The organism is Nocardia sichangensis (assembly GCF_047200615.1).
Taxonomy (GTDB): Bacteria; Actinomycetota; Actinomycetes; order Mycobacteriales; family Mycobacteriaceae; genus Nocardia; species Nocardia sichangensis.
Map to the genome: position 1 here is coordinate 244,846 of NZ_JBJZOK010000005.1, position 25,179 is coordinate 270,024.

The 25,179-nt window shown below is 68.8% G+C and carries 16 protein-coding genes; 10 read left to right on the forward strand and 6 right to left on the reverse strand.

All coding sequences use genetic code 11. From position 1 onward, the window contains the following. Positions 1-123 precede the first annotated feature (123 nt). The 7 genes from ACL03I_RS09645 to ACL03I_RS09675 are packed head-to-tail and all read left to right on the forward strand — an operon-like array spanning position 124 to position 8,427. The gene (locus ACL03I_RS09645) at positions 124-1,176 is read left to right on the forward strand and encodes a 3-oxoacyl-ACP synthase III family protein (protein WP_412805739.1); all 1,053 of its coding nucleotides are present in this window, start codon (positions 124-126) and stop codon (positions 1,174-1,176) included. An 8-nt stretch (positions 1,177-1,184) separates the two neighbouring features. Continuing rightward, entirely contained in the window at positions 1,185-2,099 is a 915-nt protein-coding gene (locus ACL03I_RS09650; RefSeq protein WP_412805695.1) for a hypothetical protein, read from the forward strand. Beyond that, positions 2,096-3,769 (forward strand): fatty acid CoA ligase family protein, encoded by a 1,674-nt coding sequence (locus tag ACL03I_RS09655; protein ID WP_412805696.1) that lies wholly within the window; start codon positions 2,096-2,098, stop codon positions 3,767-3,769. The genes ACL03I_RS09650 and ACL03I_RS09655 overlap by 4 nt, the downstream gene beginning before the upstream one ends. A gap of 2 nt (positions 3,770-3,771) precedes the next feature. After that, positions 3,772-4,053, forward strand: coding sequence for a hypothetical protein (locus tag ACL03I_RS09660; protein WP_356961926.1), 282 nt, complete (start codon positions 3,772-3,774; stop codon positions 4,051-4,053). Continuing rightward, positions 4,050-5,096 carry an NAD-dependent epimerase/dehydratase family protein gene (locus ACL03I_RS09665; RefSeq protein ID WP_356961925.1) on the forward strand — a complete coding sequence of 349 codons (1,047 nt, stop codon included), beginning with the start codon at positions 4,050-4,052 and terminating at the stop codon, positions 5,094-5,096. The genes ACL03I_RS09660 and ACL03I_RS09665 overlap by 4 nt, the downstream gene beginning before the upstream one ends. A gap of 26 nt (positions 5,097-5,122) precedes the next feature. Then, entirely contained in the window at positions 5,123-6,322 is a 1,200-nt protein-coding gene (locus tag ACL03I_RS09670) for a peptide synthetase (protein ID WP_412805697.1), read from the forward strand. Beyond that, positions 6,319-8,427, forward strand: coding sequence for an MMPL family transporter (locus ACL03I_RS09675; protein WP_412805698.1), 2,109 nt, complete (start codon positions 6,319-6,321; stop codon positions 8,425-8,427). Before ACL03I_RS09670 ends, ACL03I_RS09675 begins: the two co-directional genes overlap by 4 nt. A gap of 15 nt (positions 8,428-8,442) precedes the next feature. Here the strand turns inward: ACL03I_RS09675 and ACL03I_RS09680 are convergent, their stop codons facing one another. The 3 genes from ACL03I_RS09680 to ACL03I_RS09690 are packed head-to-tail and all read right to left on the reverse strand — an operon-like array spanning position 8,443 to position 16,963. Further along, positions 8,443-9,126 (reverse strand): hypothetical protein, encoded by a 684-nt coding sequence (locus ACL03I_RS09680; RefSeq protein ID WP_412805699.1) that lies wholly within the window; start codon positions 9,124-9,126, stop codon positions 8,443-8,445. Positions 9,127-9,135: 9 nt separating this feature from the next. Beyond that, positions 9,136-10,533 carry a condensation domain-containing protein gene (locus ACL03I_RS09685; protein WP_355070953.1) on the reverse strand — a complete coding sequence of 466 codons (1,398 nt, stop codon included), beginning with the start codon at positions 10,531-10,533 and terminating at the stop codon, positions 9,136-9,138. Positions 10,534-10,561: 28 nt separating this feature from the next. Next, entirely contained in the window at positions 10,562-16,963 is a 6,402-nt protein-coding gene (locus ACL03I_RS09690; protein WP_412805700.1) for a type I polyketide synthase, read from the reverse strand. A 265-nt stretch (positions 16,964-17,228) separates the two neighbouring features. Here ACL03I_RS09690 and ACL03I_RS09695 point away from each other — a divergent pair, with 265 nt between their 5' ends. Then, positions 17,229-19,427, forward strand: coding sequence for an MMPL family transporter (locus ACL03I_RS09695; RefSeq protein WP_412805701.1), 2,199 nt, complete (start codon positions 17,229-17,231; stop codon positions 19,425-19,427). A gap of 74 nt (positions 19,428-19,501) precedes the next feature. On the opposite strand, the gene ACL03I_RS09700 is transcribed toward ACL03I_RS09695, so the two are convergent. Together ACL03I_RS09700 and ACL03I_RS09705 are read right to left on the reverse strand one after the other, a co-directional pair. Then, positions 19,502-20,947: an MFS transporter gene (locus ACL03I_RS09700; RefSeq protein ID WP_355070947.1), complete on the reverse strand. Its 1,446-nt coding sequence runs from the start codon at positions 20,945-20,947 to the stop codon at positions 19,502-19,504. Further along, on the reverse strand, positions 20,917-21,927 hold the full coding sequence (locus ACL03I_RS09705; protein ID WP_355070945.1) for an alpha/beta hydrolase: 1,011 nt from the start codon (positions 21,925-21,927) through the stop codon (positions 20,917-20,919). Before ACL03I_RS09705 ends, ACL03I_RS09700 begins: the two co-directional genes overlap by 31 nt. A 185-nt stretch (positions 21,928-22,112) precedes the next feature. Between ACL03I_RS09705 and ACL03I_RS09710 the strand changes: the two genes are divergently transcribed. Beyond that, positions 22,113-23,108, forward strand: coding sequence for an alpha/beta hydrolase (locus ACL03I_RS09710; protein WP_412805702.1), 996 nt, complete (start codon positions 22,113-22,115; stop codon positions 23,106-23,108). Between the two features lie 30 nt (positions 23,109-23,138). On the opposite strand, the gene ACL03I_RS09715 is transcribed toward ACL03I_RS09710, so the two are convergent. Then, positions 23,139-24,242, reverse strand: a complete 1,104-nt coding sequence (locus ACL03I_RS09715) for a glutamate--cysteine ligase 2 (protein WP_356962473.1) — start codon at positions 24,240-24,242, stop codon at positions 23,139-23,141. A 292-nt stretch (positions 24,243-24,534) separates the two neighbouring features. Here ACL03I_RS09715 and ACL03I_RS09720 point away from each other — a divergent pair, with 292 nt between their 5' ends. Further along, positions 24,535-25,161: a hypothetical protein gene (locus tag ACL03I_RS09720; protein WP_412805703.1), complete on the forward strand. Its 627-nt coding sequence runs from the start codon at positions 24,535-24,537 to the stop codon at positions 25,159-25,161. The last annotated feature ends 18 nt before the right edge of the window (positions 25,162-25,179 follow it).

The window sequence follows — 25,179 nt, forward strand, 5'->3', positions numbered from 1 at the left end:
TCCGTCTCAGACGGAGCGCTCGAAGGTGATATAGCCATTCGTTGTTACTGTCGGGTAGTGTTCACTGCACCGACGATCAGAGTCGATCCGGAACCGTATTTCCCCACGATTTCAGGAGCGCTCGTGTCTCCCCATTCTCGTTTCGAATCCATCGGCGCCTATCTGCCTTCCAGAGTCGTCACCACAGAAGAGCTTCTTTCCGGGCTGAAAGAACCGCCTTCGTTCGATCTTGAGAAAATAACCGGCGTCCGTGAGCGCCGGTTCCGCGATACCAGGCCGGAAAGTCACGAGGACTCGTTCACACTGGCCATGAAAGCTGTCGAAGACTGTCTTTCCAGGTCACAGTACGCACCCGAGGAGATCGACGTCATCATCTCCGCCTCGATCACGCGGAGCAAGAACGCGACCAGGGTGTACATGGAGCCGTCTTTCGCCGGTTCGATCAGCCGCCTTATCGGTGCCAAGAACGCGATCACATTCGATATCACCAATGCCTGCGCAGGAATGCTCACCGGGACGTACATCCTGGATCGGATGATCCGGTCCGGCGCCGTTCGCAACGGCCTCGTGGTCAGTGGTGAAGCCATTACCCCGATCGCCGAGACCGCAGTTGCCGAGATTTCTCAGAAATACGATCCGCAATTCGCTTCGCTGTCCGTCGGCGACTCCGGATGCGCGATCGTGCTGGATCGCGCGGTCGATGAAAACGACATGATCCACTACATCGAAATGATGACCGCCGCGGAATACGCGCAGTTGTGTCTGGGCATGCCGAGCGGCAAGACGCAGGGCATCGCGATGTACACCGACAACCGCAGGATGCACAACGAGGATCGCTTCCTGCTCGGCACCAATACCCAGCGGAAATTCCTCGAGGCGCAGGGCAAGACCTTCGCCGACGAGAAGTTCGACTACGTCATCCACCATCAGTTCGGCGCCACCGCCATTCCGTGGATGAACGCGATCGCCGAGCGCGAGTTCGGCAGTCCGATGCCGCCGGACCTGCGGGTCATCGAGAAGTACGGAAATACTTCCACCACTTCGCATTTCATCGTCCTGCACGATCAGCTCAGCGAGCAGAGCATCCCCGCGGGCTCGAAGTTGCTGCTGGTGCCCGCGGCTTCCGGCATCGTCACCGGGTTCGTGTCCACCACCATCTCGTCACTGAAGGTCTGAGGCCGGTCATGAGTGTGCGTATCAAGTCCACCGCGATCAGCCGCGGCGGCGACACCAACAGCATCGTGGAGCACAACGGCCGCGCGGCCAAGCGGTGCCTCGAGCGTGCAGGCATCCGTCCCGACCAGGTCGGCCTGCTGATCAACGCGGGTATCTTCCGGGATTCCAACACCGTCGAGCCCGCGGTGTCGGCGCTGATCCAGAAAGCGGCCGGAATCGGCCTGGAATACGCCAAGGACGACCCGAGGACGTTCTCGTTCGATCTGATGAACGGCGCGATCGGCGTGCTCAACGCGGTGCAGGTGGCCACGTCGGTCCTGGAGACCGGCAGCGCCGAGCACGTGCTCGTCGTCTCCGGCGACACCCATCCGTCCCTGCTGCGTTCCGTCGGCGACGACCGGTTCCCGTACGCCACCTGCGGCGCGGCGCTGCTGCTCGAACACACCGACGAGCCGACCGGCTTCGGCAGGGTGCACACCGTCGCCGGCGAGGGCACGCCCGCGATCGAGGCCTACGTCGACGTGACGACCATGGGCAACACCGGCCGCGGCGCCATGACGGTGGAACGCGAGCCCGGCTTCGAGGACCGCCTGCTGGAGGTGGCCGTCGACGCCGCGCGCCTGGCGCTCGCCGAATCCGACCACGCCTCGCTCGACGAGATCGCGCTGATCGCCTCGACGCCGAGCCCGGAGTTCCCGAAGAAGCTGGCCGCCGCGCTCGGCATCGACGAAAGCTCGGTCCGCACACCGGATCTGCGCGACGGCGACCCGCACACGGCCGCGCTCACCGCGGCCTACGACCAAGCGGTAGCGGACGACACCCTCGCCGCTCATCGCCAACTGCTGTTCGTCGCGGCGGGCGCGGGTCCCTCCGCGGCGGCGGTGCTCTACCGGCTGCCCGTCTTCGCCGGGGCGCCTGCGTGACAACGGGAACCTACTGGCAGGCCATCGATCGGTTTCGTGCGGTCGTCCGCACCGACCCCACCCGGGTGGCCGTGCGCTACGCGGACGGGGCCGGCCCCGATGGCCTGCCGGCCTACCGGCACCTGACCTATCGCGAGCTGGACGAGTGGTCGGACACGATCGCCCAGCGGCTCGCCGCGTCGGGTGTCGGCACCGGGACGCGCACCATCGTGCTGGTGCTGCCGAGCCCGGAGCTGTACGCGATCATGTTCGGGCTGCTCAAGATCGGCGCGGTGGCCGTGGTGATCGACCCGGGCATGGGCGTGCGAAAGATGTTGCGCTGCTTGCGCGCCGTGGACGCCGAGGCGTTCATCGGCATCCCGCAGGCGCATGCGCTGCGCGTGTTGTTCCGGCGCGGCTTCCGCACCGTCCACACGGTGGTGACGGTCGGCAGACGCTGGTTCTGGCGCGGCGAGTCGCTGCGGGACTGGGGCCGCACGCCCGCGGGCTCGATGCCCGTGGGCCGCCCGGCCACCGAGGACGATTTGCTGCTCATCGCTTTCACCACCGGCAGCACCGGCCCGGCCAAAGCCGTGCAGCTGACACACGGCAACCTGGCCGCGATGGTGGAGCAGGTGCATGTAGCACGCGGGGAGGTGGCGCCGGAAGCCTCCTTGATCACCCTTCCGCTGGTCGGCGTGCTGGATCTGCTGCTCGGCTCGCGTTGCGTGCTGCCGCCGCTCATCCCGAGCAAGGTGGGCGCGACCGATCCGGCGCATGTGGCCGACGCGATCGAGAAGTTCGGGGTGAGTACCATGTTCGCCTCCCCCGCCGTACTCATCCCGCTACTGGAATACCTGCGTGCCCACCCGACTCCGCTCGCGTCGCTGGAGAGCATCTACTCCGGTGGCGCGCCGGTGCCGGACTGGTGCATCGCCGGACTGCGCGCGGTGCTGGGCGAGGACGCGAAGGTGGTGGCGGGATACGGGTCCACCGAGGCGCTGCCGATGTCCACCATCGAGTCCAGGGAACTGCTGGACGGCTTGGTCGAACGGGCGCACCGCGGCGCGGGAACCTGTATCGGCAGGCCCTCCTACCAGGTGCAGGCGCGCGTCGTCGCCATCACCGACGACCCCATACCCACGTGGGCGCGGGCCGAAGAACTCGCGGGCGGCCTGGCGGACACTCGTGGCATCGGCGAACTGGTGGTGAGCGGGCCGAACGTCAGCACCAGGTATTACTGGCCGGAACAGGCGAACGCGTTGGGCAAGATCGTCGACGGCGATCGGGTCTGGCATCGCACCGGCGATCTCGCGTGGATCGACGAACAAGAGCGGATCTGGTTCTGCGGCCGCAAGAGTCAGCGCGTGGTCACGGCGCAGGGACCGATGTTCACCGTCCAGGTGGAGCAGATCTTCAACACCGTCGCGGGTGTGGCCCGCACGGCGCTGGTCGGGATCGGTCGGCGCGGCGCGCAGCGACCGGTGCTCTGCGTCGAAGTGAAGCCGGGCGCCGACCCGGCCGTCGTCGAGCCGGCGCTGCGGGCCCACGGGGCGCAGTTCGACCTCACCAGGACGATCGCCGACTTCCTTGTCCATCCGTCGTTCCCGGTGGACATCCGGCACAACGCCAAGATCGGGCGCGAAGAGCTCACAGGGTGGGCGGCCGAGCGCCTCGGAACGGACACCTGATCATGAAAACAACCGCACTGCGGGCGGTTCCCGTCCTGGGATGGCTGTATCTGGCGGGCGGCGCGCTCGCCGCGACCACCGGCCGTGCCCCCGACAGCCGGATCCTGCGCACCGTCTGGTGGATCGACGCGTTCCTCAGCGTCGTCGTGCACGCGGCCCAGATCCCGGTGGCCTTGCGCGCCGCCGAAGGATCCGGCAGCGGTCGCCTCCGTACGGCGATATTGACGCAGATCTTCGGCCTGACCTGGTGGCGGACCCAGCCCGGCAAGGAGAAAAGGCAATGAGCAAAGTTCTGGTGACCGGCGCGTCCGGTTTTCTGGGCGGAGCGCTGGTGCGCAGGTTGGTGCGCGACGGCGAGCACCATGTATCCATCCTGGTGCGCCGCACCAGCGATCTGTCCGACCTGAGCGCCGACCTCGACAAGATCCAGCTGGTCTACGGCGACCTGACCGATCCGGCGTCGCTCGAGCGAGCCACCCGCGGCGTCGACATCGTGTTCCACAGCGCGGCACGGGTGGACGAACGCGGCACCCGGGAGCAGTTCTGGAACGAGAACGTCCGGGCCACCGAGCGGTTGCTGGAGGCGGCCCGGCGCGGCGGGGCCGCGCGGTTCGTGTTCATCTCCAGCCCGAGTGCGCTGATGGACTACTACGGCGGCGACCAGATCGACGTCGACGAGTCGGTGCCGTATCCGCGGCGCTACCTGAACCTGTACTCGGAGACCAAAGCCGCGGCCGAGCGGGCGGTGCTGGCCGCCGACACCGAGGGATTCCGCACCTGCGCGCTGCGCCCGCGCGCGATCTGGGGTGCGGGCGACCGGTCCGGTCCCATCGTGCGGATGCTCGGGCGGGCCGGCGCGGGAACGTTGCCGGATCTGTCGTTCGGCCGCACCGTGTACGCCTCGCTGTGCCACGTCGACAACATCGTCGAGGCCTGTGTTCGAGCAGCCGCCTCGGACACGGTGGGCGGCAAAGCGTATTTCATCGCCGACGCCGAGAAGACCGACGTCTGGGGTTTTCTCGGCCAGGTGGCCGCCCAGCTCGGATACCAGCCGCCGACCAGGAAACCCAACCCCAAGGTCATCGACGCGGCGGTGCGCGTCATCGAGACGATCTGGCGCATCCCCGCCGTTGCGACACGCTGGTCGCCTCCGCTCTCGCGCTACGCCGTCGCTCTGCTCACCCGCAGCGCCACCTACGACACCAGCGCCGCCGCGCGCGATTTCGGCTACCGGCCGGTCGTGGACCGCGACAGCGGGCTGACCGCCTTCCTCACCTGGCTGGAAGGCCAGGGCGGAGCGGTCGAACTCACCCGCGATCTGCGCTGAGCACTTCCCCGTTACCGGAGACCAGCATGAGCAACGCCCTCGTCTTCCGCAGGAAGATCACCCCTACCGAACGCCTCTATTTCTCCACGCGACAGGTGACTCCGCCGTTCGTGATGCACATCGCGGTCCACGGCGAGGGCAGCCTTGACCCGGCCGCCGTGCAGGCCGCCGTCGACGTGGCCTCGGCGGCCGCTCCCGGCGCGCGCCTCGTCCGCGACGGCCGCGACTGGGTGGACAGCGGTCTGGCCGCCACCGTGCGCGTAGTGCCTGGATGGTCGCTGAACTACGACGCACTGGAGCACGACGCGGTGCTCAACAGCCCGATCGGTCCCACGCCTGACCGCACCACCGAGGTGCTCCTGCTCACGGGTGCGCAGACCACCGTGCTGTTCCGCGCCTTCCACGGCGTGATGGACGGCATGGGCATGCGCATGTGGGTGGACGACGTGTTGCGCGCCCTGCGGGGGCAGCGGCCGCTCGGCGCTCCCGACCCGGTCGCGGACGCCGAACTGGTCGCGCGGGTCGGCGCTGCGGGCAGACCGACTTTGGTGCTGCCCACATTCCAGGCGCCGTCCGGACGCGGCCGCCAGGATCCGGCGGCCCCGCGCTGGCTGCTGCGCCACCGCACGATCGAGGCGACCGGCAGGGGCATCGTCGCGCGCGTGGCGGCGATCCTCGCCGAAGAGTCGGAGACGAAGTCGCGCTTCATGATTCCGGTCGATCTGCGCAGACACGATCCCGGCTTGCGGTCCACCGCGAACCTGGCGCTGCCCCTGTTTCTCGACGTGGCGCCAGGCGAAGACTGGGAGGCGGTCAGGGAGCGGATGCGGATCGGTCTGCGGGAGAAACGCGAACTGAACGAGTTGGACAACGGCAAGCTGTCGAAGTTCCCCGACGCCGTCATTCGCACGGCGCTGCGCGGGAGCAACTGGCTGGGGGCACGGCTGAACCGGAACATGGTGTCGGCCACCGTCTCCTATATGGGCGCCTGCGATCTCGACGAGATGGCCGTGCCCGGCTGGACACCGACCACCATGCGGTTGCTGCCGCAGCACAGCGGCGCGATGCCGCTGCTGTTCGCCATGGTCGAATCGCGCGGGAAGCTGGAGCTGACCGTCTCCTGCCGCAACGGCGCGGGCATCGAGCCCCGGCTGGAGGCGCTGCTGGACAAGATCACCGCGCGGCTCGAGGCCGAGCTCGCGCCGCACGATGCGGCCGTGGCATGACCGCCATCGCCCGGGTCGTCCTCGCCCGGCCACGGATGGTGCTCGCCGTCGTGACCGTGGTGATGCTGCTGTCCGGCCTCCTGGGCATCGGAGCGTCGGACAAGGTCACCGCTGCCGGGTTCATCGATCCCGGCAGCGAGTCCGCGCACGTGGATCAACTCGTGAGCGAGCACTTCGGACCGCAGAATCCCGACGTGGTCGTGCGCTACACCGCTCCGGAGGGACAGACGCTCGACGACATCGGCCCCTTGGTGCAGGAGGCGCTGGCGCGGATCGATCCGGCGGTGCTGCAACGGCCGATCGAAACCTATTGGAACGCTGGGTTCGCGCGAAAGCAGTTCCTGCGCGCGGCGGACGGACGGCACGCGCTCGCCGTGGTCTATCTCGCCGGTGACGCCAACCAGCGTGTCGCCGTGTACCCCGACATCGAACCGCTGCTTCGCGTTCCGGGTGTTCCGGCCGATCTGTCCGGCTACAGCGCGGTCTCCACGGAGATCAACGCGCAGTCCCAGCACGATCTGGTCCGGGCGGAAGCGCTCTCGCTTCCGCTGACGCTGCTCATCCTGGTGCTGGTGTTCGGCGGCCTGGTCGCCGCGTCCTTCCCGGTCGTGGTCGGCGGCCTGACCGTGCTCGGCGCGCTGGGCGCCATCCGCGTGCTCGCCGAACTCACCGAGGTGAGCACGTTCGCGGTGAACATCGCCTCCCTGCTCGGCCTCGGAATGGCCATCGACTACGGGCTGTTCCTGGTCACCCGATTCCGCGAGGAGGTCGCCGAGGGGCACGACGTGCGCGCCGCGATCACCCGCACCTACTCGACCGCGGGACGCACCATCGCGTTCTCGGCACTGCTGCTGGTTTGCGCGTTCGCGGGTACGTTCGTCTTCCCGCAGGCGGTGCTGCGCTCGCTCGGCATCGGCGCGATCACCGCGGTCGCCCTGGCCGCCGGACTCTCGCTCACCGTGCTGCCCGCCCTGCTCGCCCTGTTCGGCGCGCGCATCGGCACCGCGCGCGCGATCGATCGCACCGACCGGTTCTGGGGCGGCCTGGTCGACCGCGTGCTGCGGCGGCCGGGGCTGGTGACCGTGGTCGTCGGCGCCGTCCTGCTGGTCTTCGCGGCGCCGTTGGCCGGGCTGCGGCTGGGCGACATCGACCACCACGCGTTGCCCCCGGACAACGCCATGCGCGTCACCATCGAAGAGCTCACCGCGCAGTTTCCCGCGGCGGGCAGCGGAGCCACCGCCGTGCTGCACGGCACGAACGGGCCGCCGCAGGCGGCCGCGGTCGATGCCGTCGCGGCGGCACTGGGCAAGGTCGACGGTGTGCGGCAGGTCGTCCAGGTGGGTCGCGCCGAGGATTTCGTCGTCTTCCACGCGTTCCTGCGCGATACCGACCGCACCGAAGCGGCGAGCGCCTCGGTGCGCGGCATCCGTGCCCTGACGCCGCCGGACGGCACCGCGCTGTGGGTCGGCGGCGACACCGCGGCCACCGTGGACAGCGTGCGGTCCATCGTCGCCGGGATGCCGTGGATGATCCTCGTAATGGTCGGCGCGACGTTGGTGCTGCTGTCGACCGCGTTCCGCTCGGTCGTCCTGCCGCTCAAAGCCGTCGCCCTCGCCTTCCTGAGCCTCGCCGCGACCTTCGGCGTGCTCACCTGGATCTTTTGCGGCGGGCATCTGTCCGGCGTACTCGGCGTGAGCACCGGCCCGATCACCGCGGGCATGCTCGTGCTGATCATCGCGGTCGTCTTCGGCCTGTCCACCGACTACGAGGTGTTCCTGCTCTCCCGCATGGTCGAAGCGCACGACGCGGGCGCCGACACCGCGGCGTCGGTGCGCGCGGGCACCATCAAGACCGCGCGCGTGATCACCGCCGCGGCAACCTTGCTGGTGATCGTCACCGGGGCGTTCACCCTCTCCCCGCTGACCCCGATGCGCTTCCTCGGTCTGGGCATGATCATCGCACTCGTCGTGGACGCCACCCTCGTGCGCATGCTCTTGGTGCCCGCGCTGGTCCAGCTGATGGGCCCGGCCAACTGGTGGTCACCGCGCCGCCGCATCATCCCGGCCACCGTCGCCCGCATCCGGGAACGCACGTCCGCGGCCTGACGGAATCCAGCGGTGCTAAGCGACCAGTTCGAGCAGGCCGCGTGGATCCCACGGCATCGGCCCGGTCGGGAAACTCATCCGGACCAGTCGGTGCGGGGCGACCGCGTCGAAGTGGGCCACCGCGGGTGGCAGGAACCCGCCGATCACCTTTTCCACCATCGTGTTCAGCCCCGTGAGCCGCGGCCGCAGCCGTACCTGCCAGCTGGTGATGCGACCGGCGGGTACGTCGACGACGGTGCGCTGCTCCACTTTCGCCCCGAGCGGGATGTGCACCGAGAAGGCGAGCCACAGGTCGACGCACTCTTCGGCGCCCTCGGCGAAGTCCAGGCCGCGCAGCAGCGTCAGGCCGCCGGCGAGCGGCATCACATTGGCCGGAAACGGCGCGATCCCGCCGCCGAACTGAAGATGGGTGGTGCCGACGAAGTTGGCCTCCTCGCGGCTGACGACCGTGGTGCCCGAACGTGTCTCGGCGCGATAGCGCTCGGCCGACAACCGATCTCCGGAGCGCTGGAATCGCTGCTCGATGGTCATCGCGAAATTCGCGGGTCCGAGGCCGACCTCGAGCATCGAGCGGTAACCGTCGCCGTCGTGCGATACCACGCTGATCAGATCGAGCTTCGGCGGCCGATCGGTCACGCTGACGGTGTAGACGGACTTCTCTCCGTCGGGTATCCCCGGGTCACGAAAAGCGGTGCGCACATGTCCTCCTCACACTGTGTCCTCGGCCGCCGCCGCGAACACCGCTTCGAGGGTGGCCACGTAGCGCTCGACGGAACCGTGCGCCACCGGCGTGTCCGGGTAGATGACGCTCAGCGTGGTCTCCGACGCGAGCCGGTTGATCCAGATCAGCACCTGTTCGGACGCGGCGCGGTTGGCGTACAACCCGCACGACGCCAGGTCGAACACCTCGTTGCCGAGCAGTTCTCGGGCGTCGACGTAGGAGATCATCGGCGTGGACCAGCCCGGTTCCAGGTCGAGATCGGAGTCGGCGGGCAACAGTTCCACCACGCGCTGGAACGAGGTGGGAGCCAGGCGCAGGCCGTTCTCGTAGGCGTGCTGCGCGATGGCCGCGGCCCGGGCGAAGGTGGTGGTCGGCGCGATCGGAAAGGCCACCGGCAGCAACGTCACATACCAGCCGACCGACGCGCGTTCGGCGGCGGAACCGCGGGTGCTGACCGGTGTCATGCCGAAGTAATAGTCGCTGTCGATGAGCTCGCGCTCGGCCAGCGCCGCCGCGGCGAAGATGCCGCCGACGAATTCCGCGCCGTTGTCACGGCAGACCCGCTCGAACCGTAGCGCGGTGTGCTCGTCGAACAGCGTGACCGTGCGGTGCGCACTGCGGTTGTACACATCGGTCCGCCTGCCCAGATCCAATGGGAAGGAGGGCAGTTCGCCGTCGTTCCCGCGAATGAGCTCCAGCCACTTCTGGACGCCGGGCGAGGCGAGCGTCATCCGGCCGGTGTACTCCCGTTCGGCAGTGCAGTAGTCGAGATAGCTGGCCGCGGGATGCAGCATGCCGACGTCCTCCCACACCTCGCGCAGATACAGCAGCGCGAGGTCGAACCCGGACAGGTACTGGCCGAATCCGTCGGTGTGCAGATGATCGACCGCCAGGTAGACCGTCGTCGAATCCTCGCGTTCGATCGCCCCGAAGGTGAAGCAGTCCCAGTCGAAGGGCCCCGGCGTCGTCTTCTGGACGTGATCGCGGATCGCCCTTGCCTCGTCCACGTGGCCGTAGTCGACCGGCACGAAATCGACGTCCTCCGCGGGCACCAGGTGACGCTCGATCGCACCGGCGGCGTCGACCCGGAACCAGGTTCGGAAGGTGTCGTGGCGCAACAGGAACGCGTTGATCGCCCGCGTCATCGCGGCCAGGTCGAGGCCGCCGGTCGGGATCTCCGCGGTCACCAGGCACAGGCCCGAGTACCGGAAATCCGCGTCGGCGTGCCGATCGGCGAGCCGCAGATACTGCTCCTGCTGGTGCGAGGGCGGAGCCGGGTGCACCGGCGCCCGGCGGGCGCGCGCCACCGACTCCGGCGACGCCGCCCAGCCGACCAGCCGGCCCGGCCCCGGCTCCCATTCATCGATCAGCCCGAAACGGACCACGGGGACACCTCGTTTCGACGGCGGTCGGTCACGGCCTGGCCCCAGCCGTCATCAGCGCCGGAACGCGCTCGGCCGCAGCGTCATTCGAAGCGGTCGGCGCGATGGGATCCGTGACCGGCTGCGCCTGACCGGAATCGGCGGCCAGGATCAGTTCCGCCACCTTCGGTCCGGCCTGCTCCAGGCTGAACGAACGGCCCATCTGCAGTGACATCAGGTCGATACCGAGGGTCTTGGTGACCCGCGCGCCGAGTTCCACCGCCATCAGCGAATCCAGCCCGAGTTCTGGCACCGGAACGGTCATGTCGATGGACTCGACCGGCACGCCCATGACGACGGCGAGTTCCTCGGCCATCTTGCGGGCGACGAAGGCCCCGCGCTTGCCCTCTTCGATCGCGGCCACCTCCGCGCGCAGCCGAGCCAGCTCGGAGGTGTCCTTGGCGGAGGCCTGCGCGAGCGCGGTGGTGCGGCCCGTGCGGGTCAGCTGCGGGAAGGTGCCGGTCAGCTTGGCCCAGTCGGTCGGGATGATCGCCGCGCGGGCCACGCCCAAGCGCAGTGTCTGCTCGAGATAGGCGGTGGCGTCGGCCATGTCGATCGGATCGAAGCCGACCAGATCGAGGTACTTCAGGGCCGTCTCGTCGGCGGCCATGCCGCCCGTCGCGCCCGACAGGTGACCCCAGCCGACGCACAGCGCCCGCTCGCCGGCCCGGGACCATTCCTCGGCCAGCGACTCCACCGCCACATTGGCCGCGCAGTAGTTGTACTGCCCGTAGATGCCGTACATCGAGCCGCCCGAGGAGCACAGCACGAACATGTCCAACCCGATCCCGGCGTCGGTCACGGCTCGATGCAGTACCCGGGCACCGTGCACCTTCGGGCGATACACCTTGTCCAATTCCTCGAATCGCATCGCGTCCAGGCGATTGTCGGCCACCGCGCCCGCCGCGTGGAACACTCCGCGCAGCGGGTGCTCGGCGCCGTGGGACCGCGCGACGATCGCGGCGACCGCCTCCGGGTCGGTGACGTCGGCCCGCTCCTCGATCACCTCGACGCCTACGGTGCGCCACGCCTCGAGCTGGCGGTGTGCCTCCTCCGTACTCGCGCCGCCGCGGCCGAGCAGTACCAGCCGCCGCGCCCCGCGCAACACCAGCCAGCGCCCGATGGCCATCCCGAACCCGCCGAATCCGCCGGTGACCAAATAGGTCGCCGCGCTGCGGATCTCGAGATCCGGTAGGTAAGGCCGCACCGCCGGAGTGGGTGAATCCAGGCGCAGCGCGATCCGGGACAGACCGGTCGAGCGGATGGTCTCCTCGAACGCCCTGGCCACCTCGTCGGTCTCGAACAGCCGGTAGGGCAACGGTTTGTAGGTGCCCGCGAGCACCTTCTCGTAGACCCGCTGCAACAAACGAGCCAGCCGCTGCGCGTCGACGGCGACCAGGCGGTCCAGATCCATCGAGAAGTACGCCAGGTTCTTGTCGAAGTTGGACATCTCCAGCAGGCCGCCGGTGTAGATGTCGGCCTTGCCGACCTCTACGATGCGCCCGAATTCCGCGACGGCGTTGAAGTTCTGGCGCAGGATCTCACCCGGCGCGCTGCTGAGCACCACCTCGACGCCCTTGCCGCCGGTCAGCTCGAGCACGTCGTCGACGAAGTTGAGCGAGCGCGAGTCGATCGCGTGATCGGCACCGAGGGCGAGCACGTGGGCGCGGCGCTCGTCGGTACCGGCGGTGCCGATGATGCGTGCCCCACGATCCTTGGCCACCTGGATCGCGGCCGTGCCGACGCCGCCCGCGGCGCCGTGGATCAGCACCGTCTCCCCCGGTTCCAGCCGGGCCAGATCCAGCAGCGCGTACTCGGCCGTGCCGAAGGCGATGGTGCTGGTGCAGTAGGCGGGATCGGCGTCGGCGGGCAGCGGGATGGTCAGTTGCCGGTCGACGACGACGTAGCGCCGCATCATGCCCTTGGCGGCGACCGCGACCAGATCGCCCACCGCGAGGTCGGTGATCTCCTCGCCGACCCGCACCACCTCGCCGACGCCCTCCATTCCGGGCACGGTGCCGAAATAGGTGGGCGCCAACTCGCGCTCACCGAGCAGACCGATGACCTTGAGCGGATCCTTATAGTTCAGACCGATGATCTTCATCCGCACCTCGACCTGTCCCGGTCCGGGTCGTGGCCGCGGGCACTGCCGCCACGCCAACGCCGACAGCAGGCGGGTCCGGGGCAAGTCCAGCGCGAAGTTGGTTTCCGGGTCGGTCATGGGTTCGGCGGTGTCGAGGGCGTCCAGGCGCGCCTGCAGCGGCTTGGTCACCAGCGGCGCCCAGCGCGTGCCCGCGCGCAGCACCACCTCGTCGAGGTTGTCGTTCCAGAACGCGCCGGGCACGGCCAGTTCTCGGAGCAATTCGCCGATCTCGGTGCCGGGTTCCACGTCGATCAGCCGCCAGCGCAGCGCCGATTGCTCGTTGAGCAGCACCCGGCGCGCACCGGCCAGCGCGGCATGATTCGAGTTCGGCGGGATCGGGCTGTCCGGCAGCGCGAACGCGCCCTCGGTCACCAGCGTGGCATGGCACCAGCCGTCACCGAAGACGCTCTGGGGCCCCTGTTCGGTGGCCTCCGGGTGGACGAACTCGTCGAGAGCGACCGCGATCCGCTCCAGTGTCCACAGATCGGCGACATCGTCCTCGACGGCACCCGCGACCACGCAGACGTGCAGCCGGTCGGCGCCTTCCGCCTTGGCGGCGGCCAGGGTCGCGGCCAGATCGGCGGCGAGTTCGCGGCTCGCCACCCCGGCCACGTAGAGCCGGGAGCCCGGGATCGCGGCCGCCAACTGCCCCGCCCTTCGGCAGTCGCCGCCCAGCGCGACGATCACCGTGGACACCGAATCCCGCGGCAGCGCGGCGGGATCGAGGGCATCGCGCGGTTCGAGCGTCTCGGCGTAGTAGAAGTCGACCATCCGGTGCAGCGGATCCTGGCCCGGCGCGAGCGCACCGATCTGCAGGCCGCTCAACCGCATCACGAGGCTGCCTTCGTCGTCGAGCAGATCCACCTCGGCGCGCAGCCGGGCCCGGGGATCGCGCCGCGCGACCACGGTGATCCGCTCGGGCAGCGGCGCGACCAGCCGCACCGCCGCGACACCGACCGGCACCAGCGTGCCCTCGTCGATCCTGGCGTCGGCGAACAGCAGGGCCGCCGACTGCATCGCGGCGTCGACCACCGCGGGGTGGGCGAGATGTCCGGAATCCGCGGCGATGGCGCCGTCGACGGTGGCCACCACCGCGTCCGCGCCGACGCGCACGGAGGTGACGCGACGGAAGGCCGGTCCGTACTGCAGTCCTGCCGCGGCCAGACCGCTGTAGAACATCCGCAGGTCGATGTCGAGACCGACGTCCAGGGTGGGCACCGTGACCTTCGTCGGCTTGTGGCTGCCGGTCAGCGTGCGGCCGAACGCGTGCACCGTCCAGGCCGTCCCGGTCGCCGAGCGCGATCGGATCATGAACCGGCCGCTGGCCTCCTCGACGGTGAGCGCCACCAGCGGCACGTCCGGCGCGCCCATGATCAGCGGTGCCACGAACCGAACCTGTTCCAGCGCGACGCGTTCCACGCCCAGACGGGCGGCCGTCGCGCTCAGGGCGGCATCCAGGTACGCCGCGCCCGGCATGATCTTGACGCCGTTCACCACATGATCGGCCAGCCACGGCAGCAACTCGGTGCCGACCTGTAGCAGCCAGTCCGGCCTGCCCTCGACGTCGGGATCACCGAGCATGGCGTAGGCGCCGGGGGTGCCCAACCGGGCCTGCTCGAACAGCGGCAGCGCCGCGTGCAGCCGGGTCCGTTGCCACGGATAGCGCGGCAGCGGCACGTGCGGGGTGGCCTGCGCCGGGAACAGCTCGTCCAGGTCGAGCACGCCCGCGCCGTAGAGGCCGATGAGGGTGCGGCGGATGCTCACCGAATCCGGCTGCTTGCGATCCAGCGTCGGCACGGTCGTGCCGTTGACGTCCGCGCCGAGCAGCGCTTCGCGGATGTTGCCCGAGAGCACCGGGTGCGGGCCGACCTCCAGGAAGACCCGGCTGTCCGCGCCGATCAGCTTCGCGACCGCGTCCGCGAACCGGACGGGCTGCCGCACATTCGCGCACCAGTACTCCGCGTCCCAGTCGGGGCCGACAACTTGTTCGCCGGTGACCGAGGAGTACAGCGGCACGGTCGGCGTCATCGGCGTGAGCCCGGCCAGCGCCGCGCGCAGTTCATCCAGGATGGGGTCCATCAACCGGCTGTGGTACGGCACCTCGACGCGAAGTCTGCGCGCGAAAATGCCGTCTTCGGTCAGCTTTTCGGCGATCTCGTCGAGGCGGTCGACGTCACCGGACAAGGTCAGCGAACTCGCACTGTTGATCGCGGCGACATCCACCCGCTGGTCGTCGCCGACGAGTTCGCGAGCCTGCTCGGGCGACATCCCGACCGCGAGCATGCCACCCGATCCGGCGGTCGTCGCCTGCAACCGGGCCCGGTGGTAGGCCACCAGCACCGCGTCACGCAGCGACAGCATGCCGCTCACGTAGGCCGCCGACACCTCGCCCACGCTGTGCCCGACCACGGCCGCGGGCCGGATGCCGTACTCGGCCAGCTCCCGCGCCAGCGCCACCTGCACGAGGAAGTTGGCCGGCTGCGCCACCTCGGTGCTGGTGACCCTGGACTCCTGCTCGGGCCGCAGCAGCTCCTCGATGATCGACCAGCCCGCGATCGAACGGAACTCGGCGTCGACCGCCTCGGCCGTGTCGGCGAAGACACCTCGGCTGCGGAGCGATTCGCGTGCCATCCCCCACCACTGCGGACCCATGCCGGAGAACACGAACACCGGTTCGGCCGTGTGCGCCACGATCGTCCGCGCGGCGTCGCGGCCCTCGCCCGCGGCGAACGAGCGCAGATCGCGGACGAGGTCGGCGGTGTCGTCGAGGAGCACGCCCGTGCGGTACTGATGGTGCGCCATGCGCGTCCAGGCGGCCTCGGCCAATTGTTCCGGGTCGGCGCCCGCGGCGATCAGATCGCCGAATCGACCGGCCAGCGCCCGCGCCGCGCCGGTGCTGCGCGCCGAGATCGGCAGGACGCCGAAGTGCCGCGGGGGCGAGACAGGTTCAGCGGCGGTCGGCCGGAACTCCTGCAGGATGGTGTGGGCGTTGGTGCCGCCGTAGCCGAAACCGTTGACCGCGACCGTCATCGGCTCGGCGTCGGCGGGCAGCGGCTCCGCCTCGAGTTGGACGTGCAATCCCAACTCGTCGAACGGGATGTCCGGATTGGGTTGGTCCAGCCAGCCCTGCGGCGGGATGGTGCGATGCCGGATCGCCAGCGCCGCCTTGATCACGCTCGCGATACCGGCCGCGGCCTCGGTGTGCCCGAGTGTCGCCTTGACGGAGCCGACGCCCAGTGAGCCCGTGCGCCCCGCGGGCGCGCCGAACACTCGGCCGAGCGCGCGCAACTCGACCGGATCGCCGACCAGCGTGCCGGTGCCGTGCGCCTCGACGTAGGTGATCGTCTCCGGCGCGAGGCCAGCGCGGCCGCACACCGAACGCGCCAGTGCCTCTTGGGCTTCGGCGCTGGGCACCGTGATCGCGGTGGTGCGGCCGTCCTGATTCGAACCGGTCGCCTTCACCACCGCGTAGATCCGGTCGCCGTCGCGGACCGCGTCGTCGAGCTTCTTCAGCGCCACCATGCCCGCGCCCTCGCCCCGCCCGTAGCCGTCGGCCGAGGCGTCGAAGGACTTGCAGCGGCCGTCCGCGGCCAGGAAACCGCCCTTGCACATCAGCACGAAGGTCTCCGGTTGCAGCATCACGTTGACGCCGCCCGCGAGCGCCACCTCGCAGTCGCCGTTCTCCAGCGCCTGACAGGCGAGATGAAACGCGACCAGCGACGACGAGCACGCGGTATCGACCGTGAGCGCGGGTCCGACCAGGTTGAGCGCGTAGGCGATCCGGTTGGACAGCATGGTGTAGGACGCGCTGGCCGGGGTGTGCATGTCGGTGTGGAACAGAGCCGGGCCGACCACGCCGATCACCGACTGGTCCACCACGAATCCGCCGACGTAGACGCCGATCGAGCCGCCCGCCGCGCGTCGCGCGATCCCGGCGTCGTCGAGCGCCTCCCAGGTCACCTCGAGCATCAGCCGCTGTTGCGGATCGAGCACGGTCGCCTCGCGAGGGGAGATGCCGAAGAAGTCCGGGTCGAATTCCCACGGGTCGATCGTCATGAACGCCGCGCGCTTGGTGTAGCTGCGCCCCGGCGTACGCGGTTCCGGATCGTAGTAGCGGCGGTAATCCCAGCGATCGGCCGGCATTTCGACCACGCCGTCCCGTTTGTCCAGGACGAATTCCCAAAAGGTTTCGGGCGAGTCGATGCCCCCCGCAAACCTGCAGCCGATGCCGACAATTGCAATATCCGACATGCACATCCTCCGGGTCGGATCCAGTTCGATCGCCATTCTTTTTCCGGCGATTCACGAATCAGCCTGTGCACACTTGGCGTCCGGCCCAGCGTAACGGCCGCCACACCGGCCGTCGTGGGCTCAGGGAGACTTCACAATCCGCTTGCGAACCGAGTTGTGGCATCTCGAAATTCCGGATCGTCTGCCGGTGAAATGCCTTGGTATTGCTAGGTTTCAACCGATCCCGGCCTCGCCGAAATACGATGTCACCGGTTAGGAGGCGGCATTGTTCGCCGAGTTCACGCACTGGACCGATACGCTCGTCCGGCGGCGGTTCACCGTCATCGGGTTCGCCGTCGCCGCACTGCTCGCGCTCGGTGCGTACGGCCTCGGGTTGGACGAGCACCTCAGCGTCAGCGGGTGGAACGATCCGACTTCGGAATCCGCGCGGGCGGTCCGGCTCAAAGACGAGGCGTTCGGCCACGACCACATCGCCGATGTGCTCTTGTTGTATCGCGCCCCGCCAGGCAAGACGATCGATGACCCCGCTTTCGCCGCGACGGTCGTGGGTCACTTGAACAGCCTGCCGCAACGCTTTCCGGACCGGATCGGCAAGATCAACGCCACCTACTGGCCCACCGACACCGGGCTGCACCTACCGGACATCTTCGGCTCCGAAGCCCGCGACTACGCCTTCGCCTCCGTCGCCATTCGCGGCAGCGACGACACGGAGATCATGCGCAACTACCGAAAAGTCGCCGACCAGTTCCGGATACCTGGCATCGACATGGAGGTCGCGGGCGGGCAACCCGTCGCGGCCGCCCTCAACGACACCATGGCCCACGATCAGCGTCGCATGGAACTGTTCGCCGTTCCCGCCGTGGCGGTGCTGCTGTTCTTCCTGTTCGGCGGCGTCGTGGCGGCCGCGCTGCCGCTCATTGTCGGCGGACTGACCGTGCTGGGTGCGTGGGGGGTCATTCGGGCCATGACCACCGTCGTCGAGGTGAACTCCTTCGTCTCGCCGGTGGTCTCGATGGTCGGCCTCGGCTTGGCCATCGACTACGGTCTGTTCATCGTGAGCCGGTTCCGCGAAGAACTGGCCGACGGCCGCGAGGTGCCCGAGGCCGTGCGGCGAACGGTCGCGACCGCCGGACGCACCGTGGTGTTCTCCGCGACCATCGTGGTCGTCGCCGCGGGCGCCATTCTGCTGTTCCCGCAAGGCTTTCTGCGCTCGTTCGCGCTCGGTGCGATGGTGACGGTGGCGCTGGCGGCGCTGATCTCGATCACGTTGCTGCCCGCCATGCTGGCCGTGCTGGGCCGCCGCGTGGACTGGTTGGGTTTCAACCGGTTCCACGCGCGCCGCGCCGGCGATCGAGAGGCGGACAATCCGTGGGGCCGCGTCGCCGGATGGGTGATGAAACGACCTCTGGCCGTGGCGGTTCCCGTGGTGGCCGTCCTGGTGCTGCTCATCGCCCCGGTGCGCGACGTGGCCTTCGGTGGCATCTCCGAGCGCTTCCTGCCGCCCCGACATCCGGCCCGCACGGCGCAAGAGCACTTCGATCAAGTCTTTCCGCTGCGGCAGATCAATCCGGTCGATCTGGTGCTGATCACCCACAACACCGCCGATATCGACGCGGTGGTCGCGCAGGCCGGACGAGCCCCCGGACTCATCGCGCCGTTCCCGCGCGCCGTGCAGGGACCGGCGCATCCGAGCGTCTTCACCACTTCGACCGTGCTGCGGGACGCCCACGACGCGAACGCGACCATCGACTATCTGCGTTCCATGCCGGTGCCGAAGGGAACGACGGTGCTGGTCGGCGGGCAGCCCGCGGTTCAGCGCGACAGCGTCGACGCGCTGCTGCGCCGGATGCCGCTGATGATCGCGCTCGTCTTCCTGGTCACCACCGTGCTGATGGTGCTGGCCTTCGGCTCTCTGGTGCTGCCGCTCAAGGCCGCGCTGCTGAATCTGCTCGGGCTCGGCTCCACGCTCGGCATCCTGACCTGGATCTTCGTTCAGGGTCACGGCGCGCGGCTGCTGGAGTTCACCCCGCAGCCGATCATGGCGCTGGTACTGGTGCTGATCGTCGCCGTGATCTACGGGCTGTCCACGGACTACGAGGTATTCCTGCTCGCCCGCATCGTGGAGGCGCGGGCCGCGGGCGCGACGACCACCGAGGCGGTGCGCACGGGCATCGCCCGCACCGGCTGGATCGTCACCGCCGCCGCCCTGATCCTGTTGGTGGTGACGGGAGCCTTCGCGCTGTCGGATCTGGTCATGATGCAGTACATCGCCTACGGCATGGTCGCGGCGCTGTTCATCGACGCGACGATCCTGCGGATGCTGCTGGTGCCCGCGACCATGCGCCTGCTCGGCGACGCCTGCTGGTGGGCTCCGTCCTGGCTGCGGCGCGGCGGGCCGCACCGAACGTCTCCGGAACCCGAGGAGCCACACACCGAATCCGTCCACGGCGCCGAACACCCGTAGTTCTCGAACGGCCGGGGCACCCCCAGCGTGGAGCGCGGCCGACACCGGGGGCGAGCCTCGCCGAGTTGTCGCGGTCAGCCCGCGATCGACCAACTGAACGGACTCGTGGCCGCACGCGCGCGGTTCGGCAGCGCCAGCGCCAGTGCGGCCAGGCCGAGAGCCGCGACGGCGATGGCCGAGAGCATGATCATGCTGCCCGGCAGCGTGTGCGCGCGGAAGAACAGCGCGCTGAGCACCGCCAGTCCGACCGAATTGCCGATCTGCTCGATGGTGGGCAGCACGCCCGACGCCTCGCCCATGGCCTGCTCGTCCAATTCCGCCAGCATCAGCGGTTGCAGCGGCACGCCGAAGACCCCGACGCCGAGGCCCGCGAGAAACGTCGGACCCAGCACCAGCGGAAGGTTCACGGCGCCATCTCCTACGTACAGGTATCCCACTCCCACCGCGACGCAGCCGCCGAAAACGGCGATACCGCCGGCCAGCGCTCGAGTCCCCCAGCGGCGCATCAAGATCGGTGACAGCAGCGCACCCGCGCCCGCACCGAGAGCGAACGGCGTCATGGCGATCCCGGTACGCAGCGCGGAGAACCGCAGCACGTCCTGCAACAGGATCGAGACGGTGAACACGAACGCGGTGAACAGGCCGAAGAAGATCGCCACCAGTGCCGATCCGATCGCGAATCCCCGGTCGGCAAAGAGGTCCAGCCGCACCAGCGCGCGGCCGCCTCGGCGGCGCGTCGCGCGCTCGTGTGCCACGAACACCGCGCCGAGCGCCACCGCGGCCGCGATGTACACCCCGTGCAGGGCCCGCCAGCCCGCCTGTTGACTGTCCGACAGCGCGAACAGCAGCCCGAACAGCGCCGCGGTGGCCACCACGGCCCCGCGCAGATCCAATGGCTCCCGATCCCTCGCCGGGCCCGATCGCAGGTAGCCCGCGGCCAGCGCGATCGCCACCACACCCAACGGCAGATTCATCAGGAAGATCGCGTGCCAGCCGAGCCCGAACGGATCAAGGGTGATCAGCGCGCCGCCCAGGATCGGGCCGAGCATTCCCGCGAAGCCCGCTGTCGCGCCGTACGCGGCGAAGGCGTACTGATGATGCTCACGGCGGAAACTCGCGGTGATGATGGCGATGGTCTGCGCCGCCATCCCCGCGCCCGCCACGCCTTGGACGATCCGGGCGAGCACCAGTTCCATCGCGGTGGTGGACATCCCGCACCACACCGAGGCCACCGTGAAGGCCACCGCCGACCACAGGAACATCCGGCGGCGGCCGACGATCGCACCGACGCGAGCGGCGGTGAGCAGCACGCAGGCGAACGCCAGAGAGTACCCGGCCACCACCCACAACTGCTCGGACCGTGACGCCCGCAGCTCCGCGGTGACGACCGGGAGGGCGGTGTTGACGATCGTCACATCGATCATCTGCATGAAGACCGAGATCAGGCACGCCCCGAACGATCCGAGTGCCACCGCGGCCTCTTTGCGGGTCATCGGATCGCCGCTTCGATCATCGGCCACGAATTGCGCAGGTCCTGATGCCAGTAACCCCAGGAGTGGGTGCCGTTGGGCCGGAAGTCGAAGGTCGCGGCGACACCCAGCTGACGCAACCGGTCCTGCAACTGGTGCGTGCACAGGTTCGCCACCGCCTCCAACGGTGCCCCGAATACCAGCTGGTAGAGCAGGTGCGCGAGGTCGCCGTGCGCGCCCTCGAAGTCGTCCTTCGGGCCGGGCAGCCCGGTACCGGTGGAAACGTAGATGGCGGTGCCGCGCAGCCGGTCCGCGTGCAGGTACGGATCGTTGGCGCGCCATGCGGGATCGGTCGGCGGCCCCCACATGTTGACGACGGTGCCACGCTGCTGCGTGACCACCGCCTGAACCACCGCCTGCCCCGCGGGGTCGCTGGTGCGCACGCAACCGCTGTAGGAACCGATCGCCTTGTACAAACCCGGTGCGGCCATGGCCAACTGGAACACCGACGTGCCTGCCATCGAGATGCCCGCGATGGCGTTCGTCCCGGTGCCGTGGAAGGTGGCGTCGATGAGCGGTGGCAGCTCTTCGGTGAGGAAGGTCGACCAGCGCTGCCTGCCGAGGACCGGGTCGTCGCTGCGCCAGTCGGTGAAGTAGCTTCCCGCACCGCCGAACGGGATCACGACGTTCACCTGCTTGTCGCGAAAGAAGTCGACGAGATCGGTGCCGTCGAGCCAATTCCCCTCCGAACCGCCGTTGGCGCCGTTGAGGAGATAGAAGGTCGGCGCCGGTGTGTCCGGATCGGCCGCGCGCAGCACCCGAATTCGCGTAGCGCTGTTCATCGCCGCCGAGTACACCTCGAGTTCGGATTGCCGGTCGGATTCGACCCGGGTTTCCGCTATTCGCGAGCCGTCCGCCGCGACGGGTCGCGATGGATCGGCGCGGACCACCGGCTGTGCGCCGATCATCACGCAGGTGAAAATGAGGACCGCGGCGAGTACCGCGCCTGTTCGATGCGAATATCCGGGCATGTCGACTCCTGGCCCCGGGTAGGAGGGCTCGAATTCGCAGTCAATAACATCGGGCGGCCCACCCGCCGGATTTTCGAGTGATCCTGTGTTTCCTACCAATTCGATTCGTCGACTCTTTGCCGTATTTCCCAAACCGGGCGCGCGACCATTGCGATCCCGGTGCGGCGGAACCTAGCGTCGAGCGCATGGCGTTCCCTCGACTGTGCCGCGACTCACGCGGAACAGTCCGGCGCGCAATGCTCTTCGCACTGCTGATGTTGATCTGCTCCGGAAGCCCGGCGGTCGCCGAGCCACCCGCGATGCGACCCGCACACGGGCGAGCCGTCGAGCTGACCGTCTTCTCCCCCGCGATGGGCGCATCGGTATCGGTCATCGTGCTGCCACGCCCGGACCCGTCCCGTCCGGCTCCGGTGCTGTATCTGCTCAACGGCATCGACGGCGGCACCGCGGGCGACGGCTGGACCGACCGGACCGACGTCGACCGATTCTTCGCCGACCGGCAGGTGACCGTGGTGGTGCCGGTCGGCGGCGCGGGCAGCTACTTCACCGACTGGCGCGCCGACGACCCGGTTCTCGGCCGGCCGCGCTGGACCACGTTCCTCACCCGCGAGCTTCCCCCGATCATCGACGCCACCTTCGGCGGCACCGGCGCCAACGCCATCGCCGGAGTCTCGATGACGGGCACCTCGGTGTTCCAGTTGGCCATGGCCGCACCGGGTTTGTACAAGGCGATCGGTTCCTACAGCGGCTGCGTGCGCACCAGCGACCCCGCCGGACAGGCCATGGTGGCCACGATCGTCACCGCGGAAGGCGGCACGGTGGCGAACATGTGGGGACCGCCGGGCGATCCGGCCTGGGCGGCCAACGATCCTTACGTGCACGCGGATCGGCTGCGCGGCACGACGATCTACGTGGCCGCCGGAAACGGGCAGGCGGGCCCGCTGGACCAACCGCACAGCACGGGAATCGACGGCAACCCCGCGAAGATGGCGGACCAGTTGGCCATCGGCGGCATGCTCGAAGCCATCTCCGACCGCTGCACCAGGTCACTGCGCGACCGCTTCGCAGAACTCGGCGTCCCCGCCACCTTCGATCTGCGGCCCAGCGGCACCCATTCCTGGGGCTACTGGCAGCACGACCTGCACAACAGCTGGCCCTTGTTCGAATCCGTTCTGCGCTAGCGGCTCTGGGGCGATCCGCGATCAGCGTCGTCAGGCGCACCCTTCCAGGGTCGCGTGTGCCAGTTCATCGACCACGTCGCCGATCTCATGACGCTTACGCAGCGCTTCGAGCTGGCGTCGGGCGCCGTTGCCACGCTTGCCGAGGTCGGCGATCGCTTCGGTGACGAAGGTTTGGTCACCGAAGTCCCGCAGCGCGGGCTCGATGTGCGCGACGAGTTCGTCCAGCAAATCTCGGTGTGGAACCACTCGCCCTTCGACGGGATCGAGTCCGTCGCCGTCCAGACCCGACTGCGCGGCGTTCCAGTAGGCGGCGCGAAGTACTTCGGCAGGGACGGGCGGGGCGGGTTCACCCTGTTCGATCGCCCGCACCCCCATGGTGACGGTGGCCCTGATCAAGGCGGCGAGCAGCGCGGCTTCCTCCACGGTGGCGGGTACGTCGCTGACCCGCACTTCGACGGTAGGGAACGATTCCGAGGGCCGGATGTCCCAGTACACCATCTTGTTGTCGAGAATGCTGCCGCTGGCGAGCATTGTCGCGACGATCGCGTCGTAGTCCTCGACGGAGGCGAAGTACGGTGGCGGTCCCGCACTGGGCCAGCGCCGCCACAGAATGCTGCGCCAACTCGCGTATCCCGTCTCGCTGCCACGGTAGATCGCCGAATTGGCGGTCAACGCGAGGAAGACCGGCAACCATGGACGCACGTGATTGCCGACCAGTATCGCGGTCTCGCGATCGGGCACACCGACATGCACATGGCATCCGGACAGCCCTTGTTCATGGGCGATCATGCCGAAGCTGTCGGCGATCCGCCGATATCGAGGTGTATCGGTGACCGGGAACCCTTCGGGCACGGTCGGGGGCACCGCGACAGCGAGGAGCCGAGCGTCATTGGCGGCCGCGCATTCGGCGACGGTCCTACGCAGTGTGCGCAATTCCGTGAGCAGGTCGCCGATATCGGAATGCACCCCGCTACTGGTTTCCACCTGACAGCTGGTCAGCTCCAACTGCAGATCGATGTCCGCCTTCTTCGCCGCTTCGGCAACTCGGATGTTGGCCGGTGCGGGGGCGCCGGTTTCGGGGTCGGTCAGCAGGAATTCCTCTTCGACACCGACAGTCGGTACATGGTCGTCCATGGTCGTGATCACGCCCTTCGATACTTCGGCCGGTATTCCTCGGTGGTAGCGGCCCGTCTCGCGCCGATGTGATCCGCCCAGGCCACTTGCCTACCTGTGTGTCGGCGGAGCGAGCAAATGTGTTCGGACCGTACCCCCTTCGCACATGCCCAAACGATCGGGCACCGGCTGGTCAGCCGCCGTAGCCGGTGCGGCGGCTCGCTCGATTGAGATCGCGCCGACGGGGTAGATGCCACGTACCTGCGGTGTATCCACCCGTCTTCCGGTCACCGCGCACGACGGAGGTAGCGACATGGCCGAACATCACGACACGGCACCCGGCAGCGCGCCGGCAAACGTTCTGTCGCGCAGGGACTTCGCCGACAGGGTGTTACGTGCCGCGGCAACTCCGGAACGAATCGCCGACGTCGTCGCGCGGATCGTGGGTGAGCGCATCGAGATCGGGCCGGTGCCGGTAGCTTTGAACGGACTCGTGCGCGCCACCGCGATCGCCGAAGCCGGACCCGTACACGCCGTGCGATGCGACTGCGGACCCTGGGATATGACGATCGCGGTGCCTATCCTGCTGCGCCTGCGCGTCCGCCTGCCCGGTCGAACGCTGCGATACATCGGCGCGGCCCGCGTACTGATCCGGCTCGCGTTGATTCCCCGCGAACCCTGCGGACTCTTCCTCCGGACCGACGAGGTCCACGCCGAAGACCTCACCATCAGGATGCGCGCTCGCGACCTCACATCCCGACTCGCCGGAGGCGTCGGCCGGGTCGAATCCACGGTGGCCGAGCACATCCTGCGCTACATCGACGAACTGTTCGCCGGCCCCGCGTTCGGCGGCATACGCGACATCGATATCGCCGACATCATCGACCGCGCCTGGGACGCGGGTCTCGTACTCCGCTTCCCGGACCGAGCCGCGAGCTGATCCGCATCAGGGCGGTAC

What these genes read in the sequence shown, in the direction of transcription:
- ACL03I_RS09650 (WP_412805695.1), top strand. Translation starts at nt 1,185, where the DNA reads ATGAGTGTGCGTATCAAGTCCACCGCGATCAGCCGCGGCGGCGACACC.
- ACL03I_RS09690 (WP_412805700.1), bottom strand. Translation starts at nt 16,963, where the DNA reads ATGTCGGATATTGCAATTGTCGGCATCGGCTGCAGGTTTGCGGGGGGC.
- ACL03I_RS09720 (WP_412805703.1), top strand. Translation starts at nt 24,535, where the DNA reads ATGGCCGAACATCACGACACGGCACCCGGCAGCGCGCCGGCAAACGTT.
- ACL03I_RS09665 (WP_356961925.1), top strand. Translation starts at nt 4,050, where the DNA reads ATGAGCAAAGTTCTGGTGACCGGCGCGTCCGGTTTTCTGGGCGGAGCG.
- ACL03I_RS09675 (WP_412805698.1), top strand. Translation starts at nt 6,319, where the DNA reads ATGACCGCCATCGCCCGGGTCGTCCTCGCCCGGCCACGGATGGTGCTC.
- ACL03I_RS09710 (WP_412805702.1), top strand. Translation starts at nt 22,113, where the DNA reads ATGGCGTTCCCTCGACTGTGCCGCGACTCACGCGGAACAGTCCGGCGC.
- ACL03I_RS09715 (WP_356962473.1), bottom strand. Translation starts at nt 24,242, where the DNA reads ATGGACGACCATGTACCGACTGTCGGTGTCGAAGAGGAATTCCTGCTG.
- ACL03I_RS09705 (WP_355070945.1), bottom strand. Translation starts at nt 21,927, where the DNA reads ATGCCCGGATATTCGCATCGAACAGGCGCGGTACTCGCCGCGGTCCTC.
- ACL03I_RS09670 (WP_412805697.1), top strand. Translation starts at nt 5,123, where the DNA reads ATGAGCAACGCCCTCGTCTTCCGCAGGAAGATCACCCCTACCGAACGC.
- ACL03I_RS09660 (WP_356961926.1), top strand. Translation starts at nt 3,772, where the DNA reads ATGAAAACAACCGCACTGCGGGCGGTTCCCGTCCTGGGATGGCTGTAT.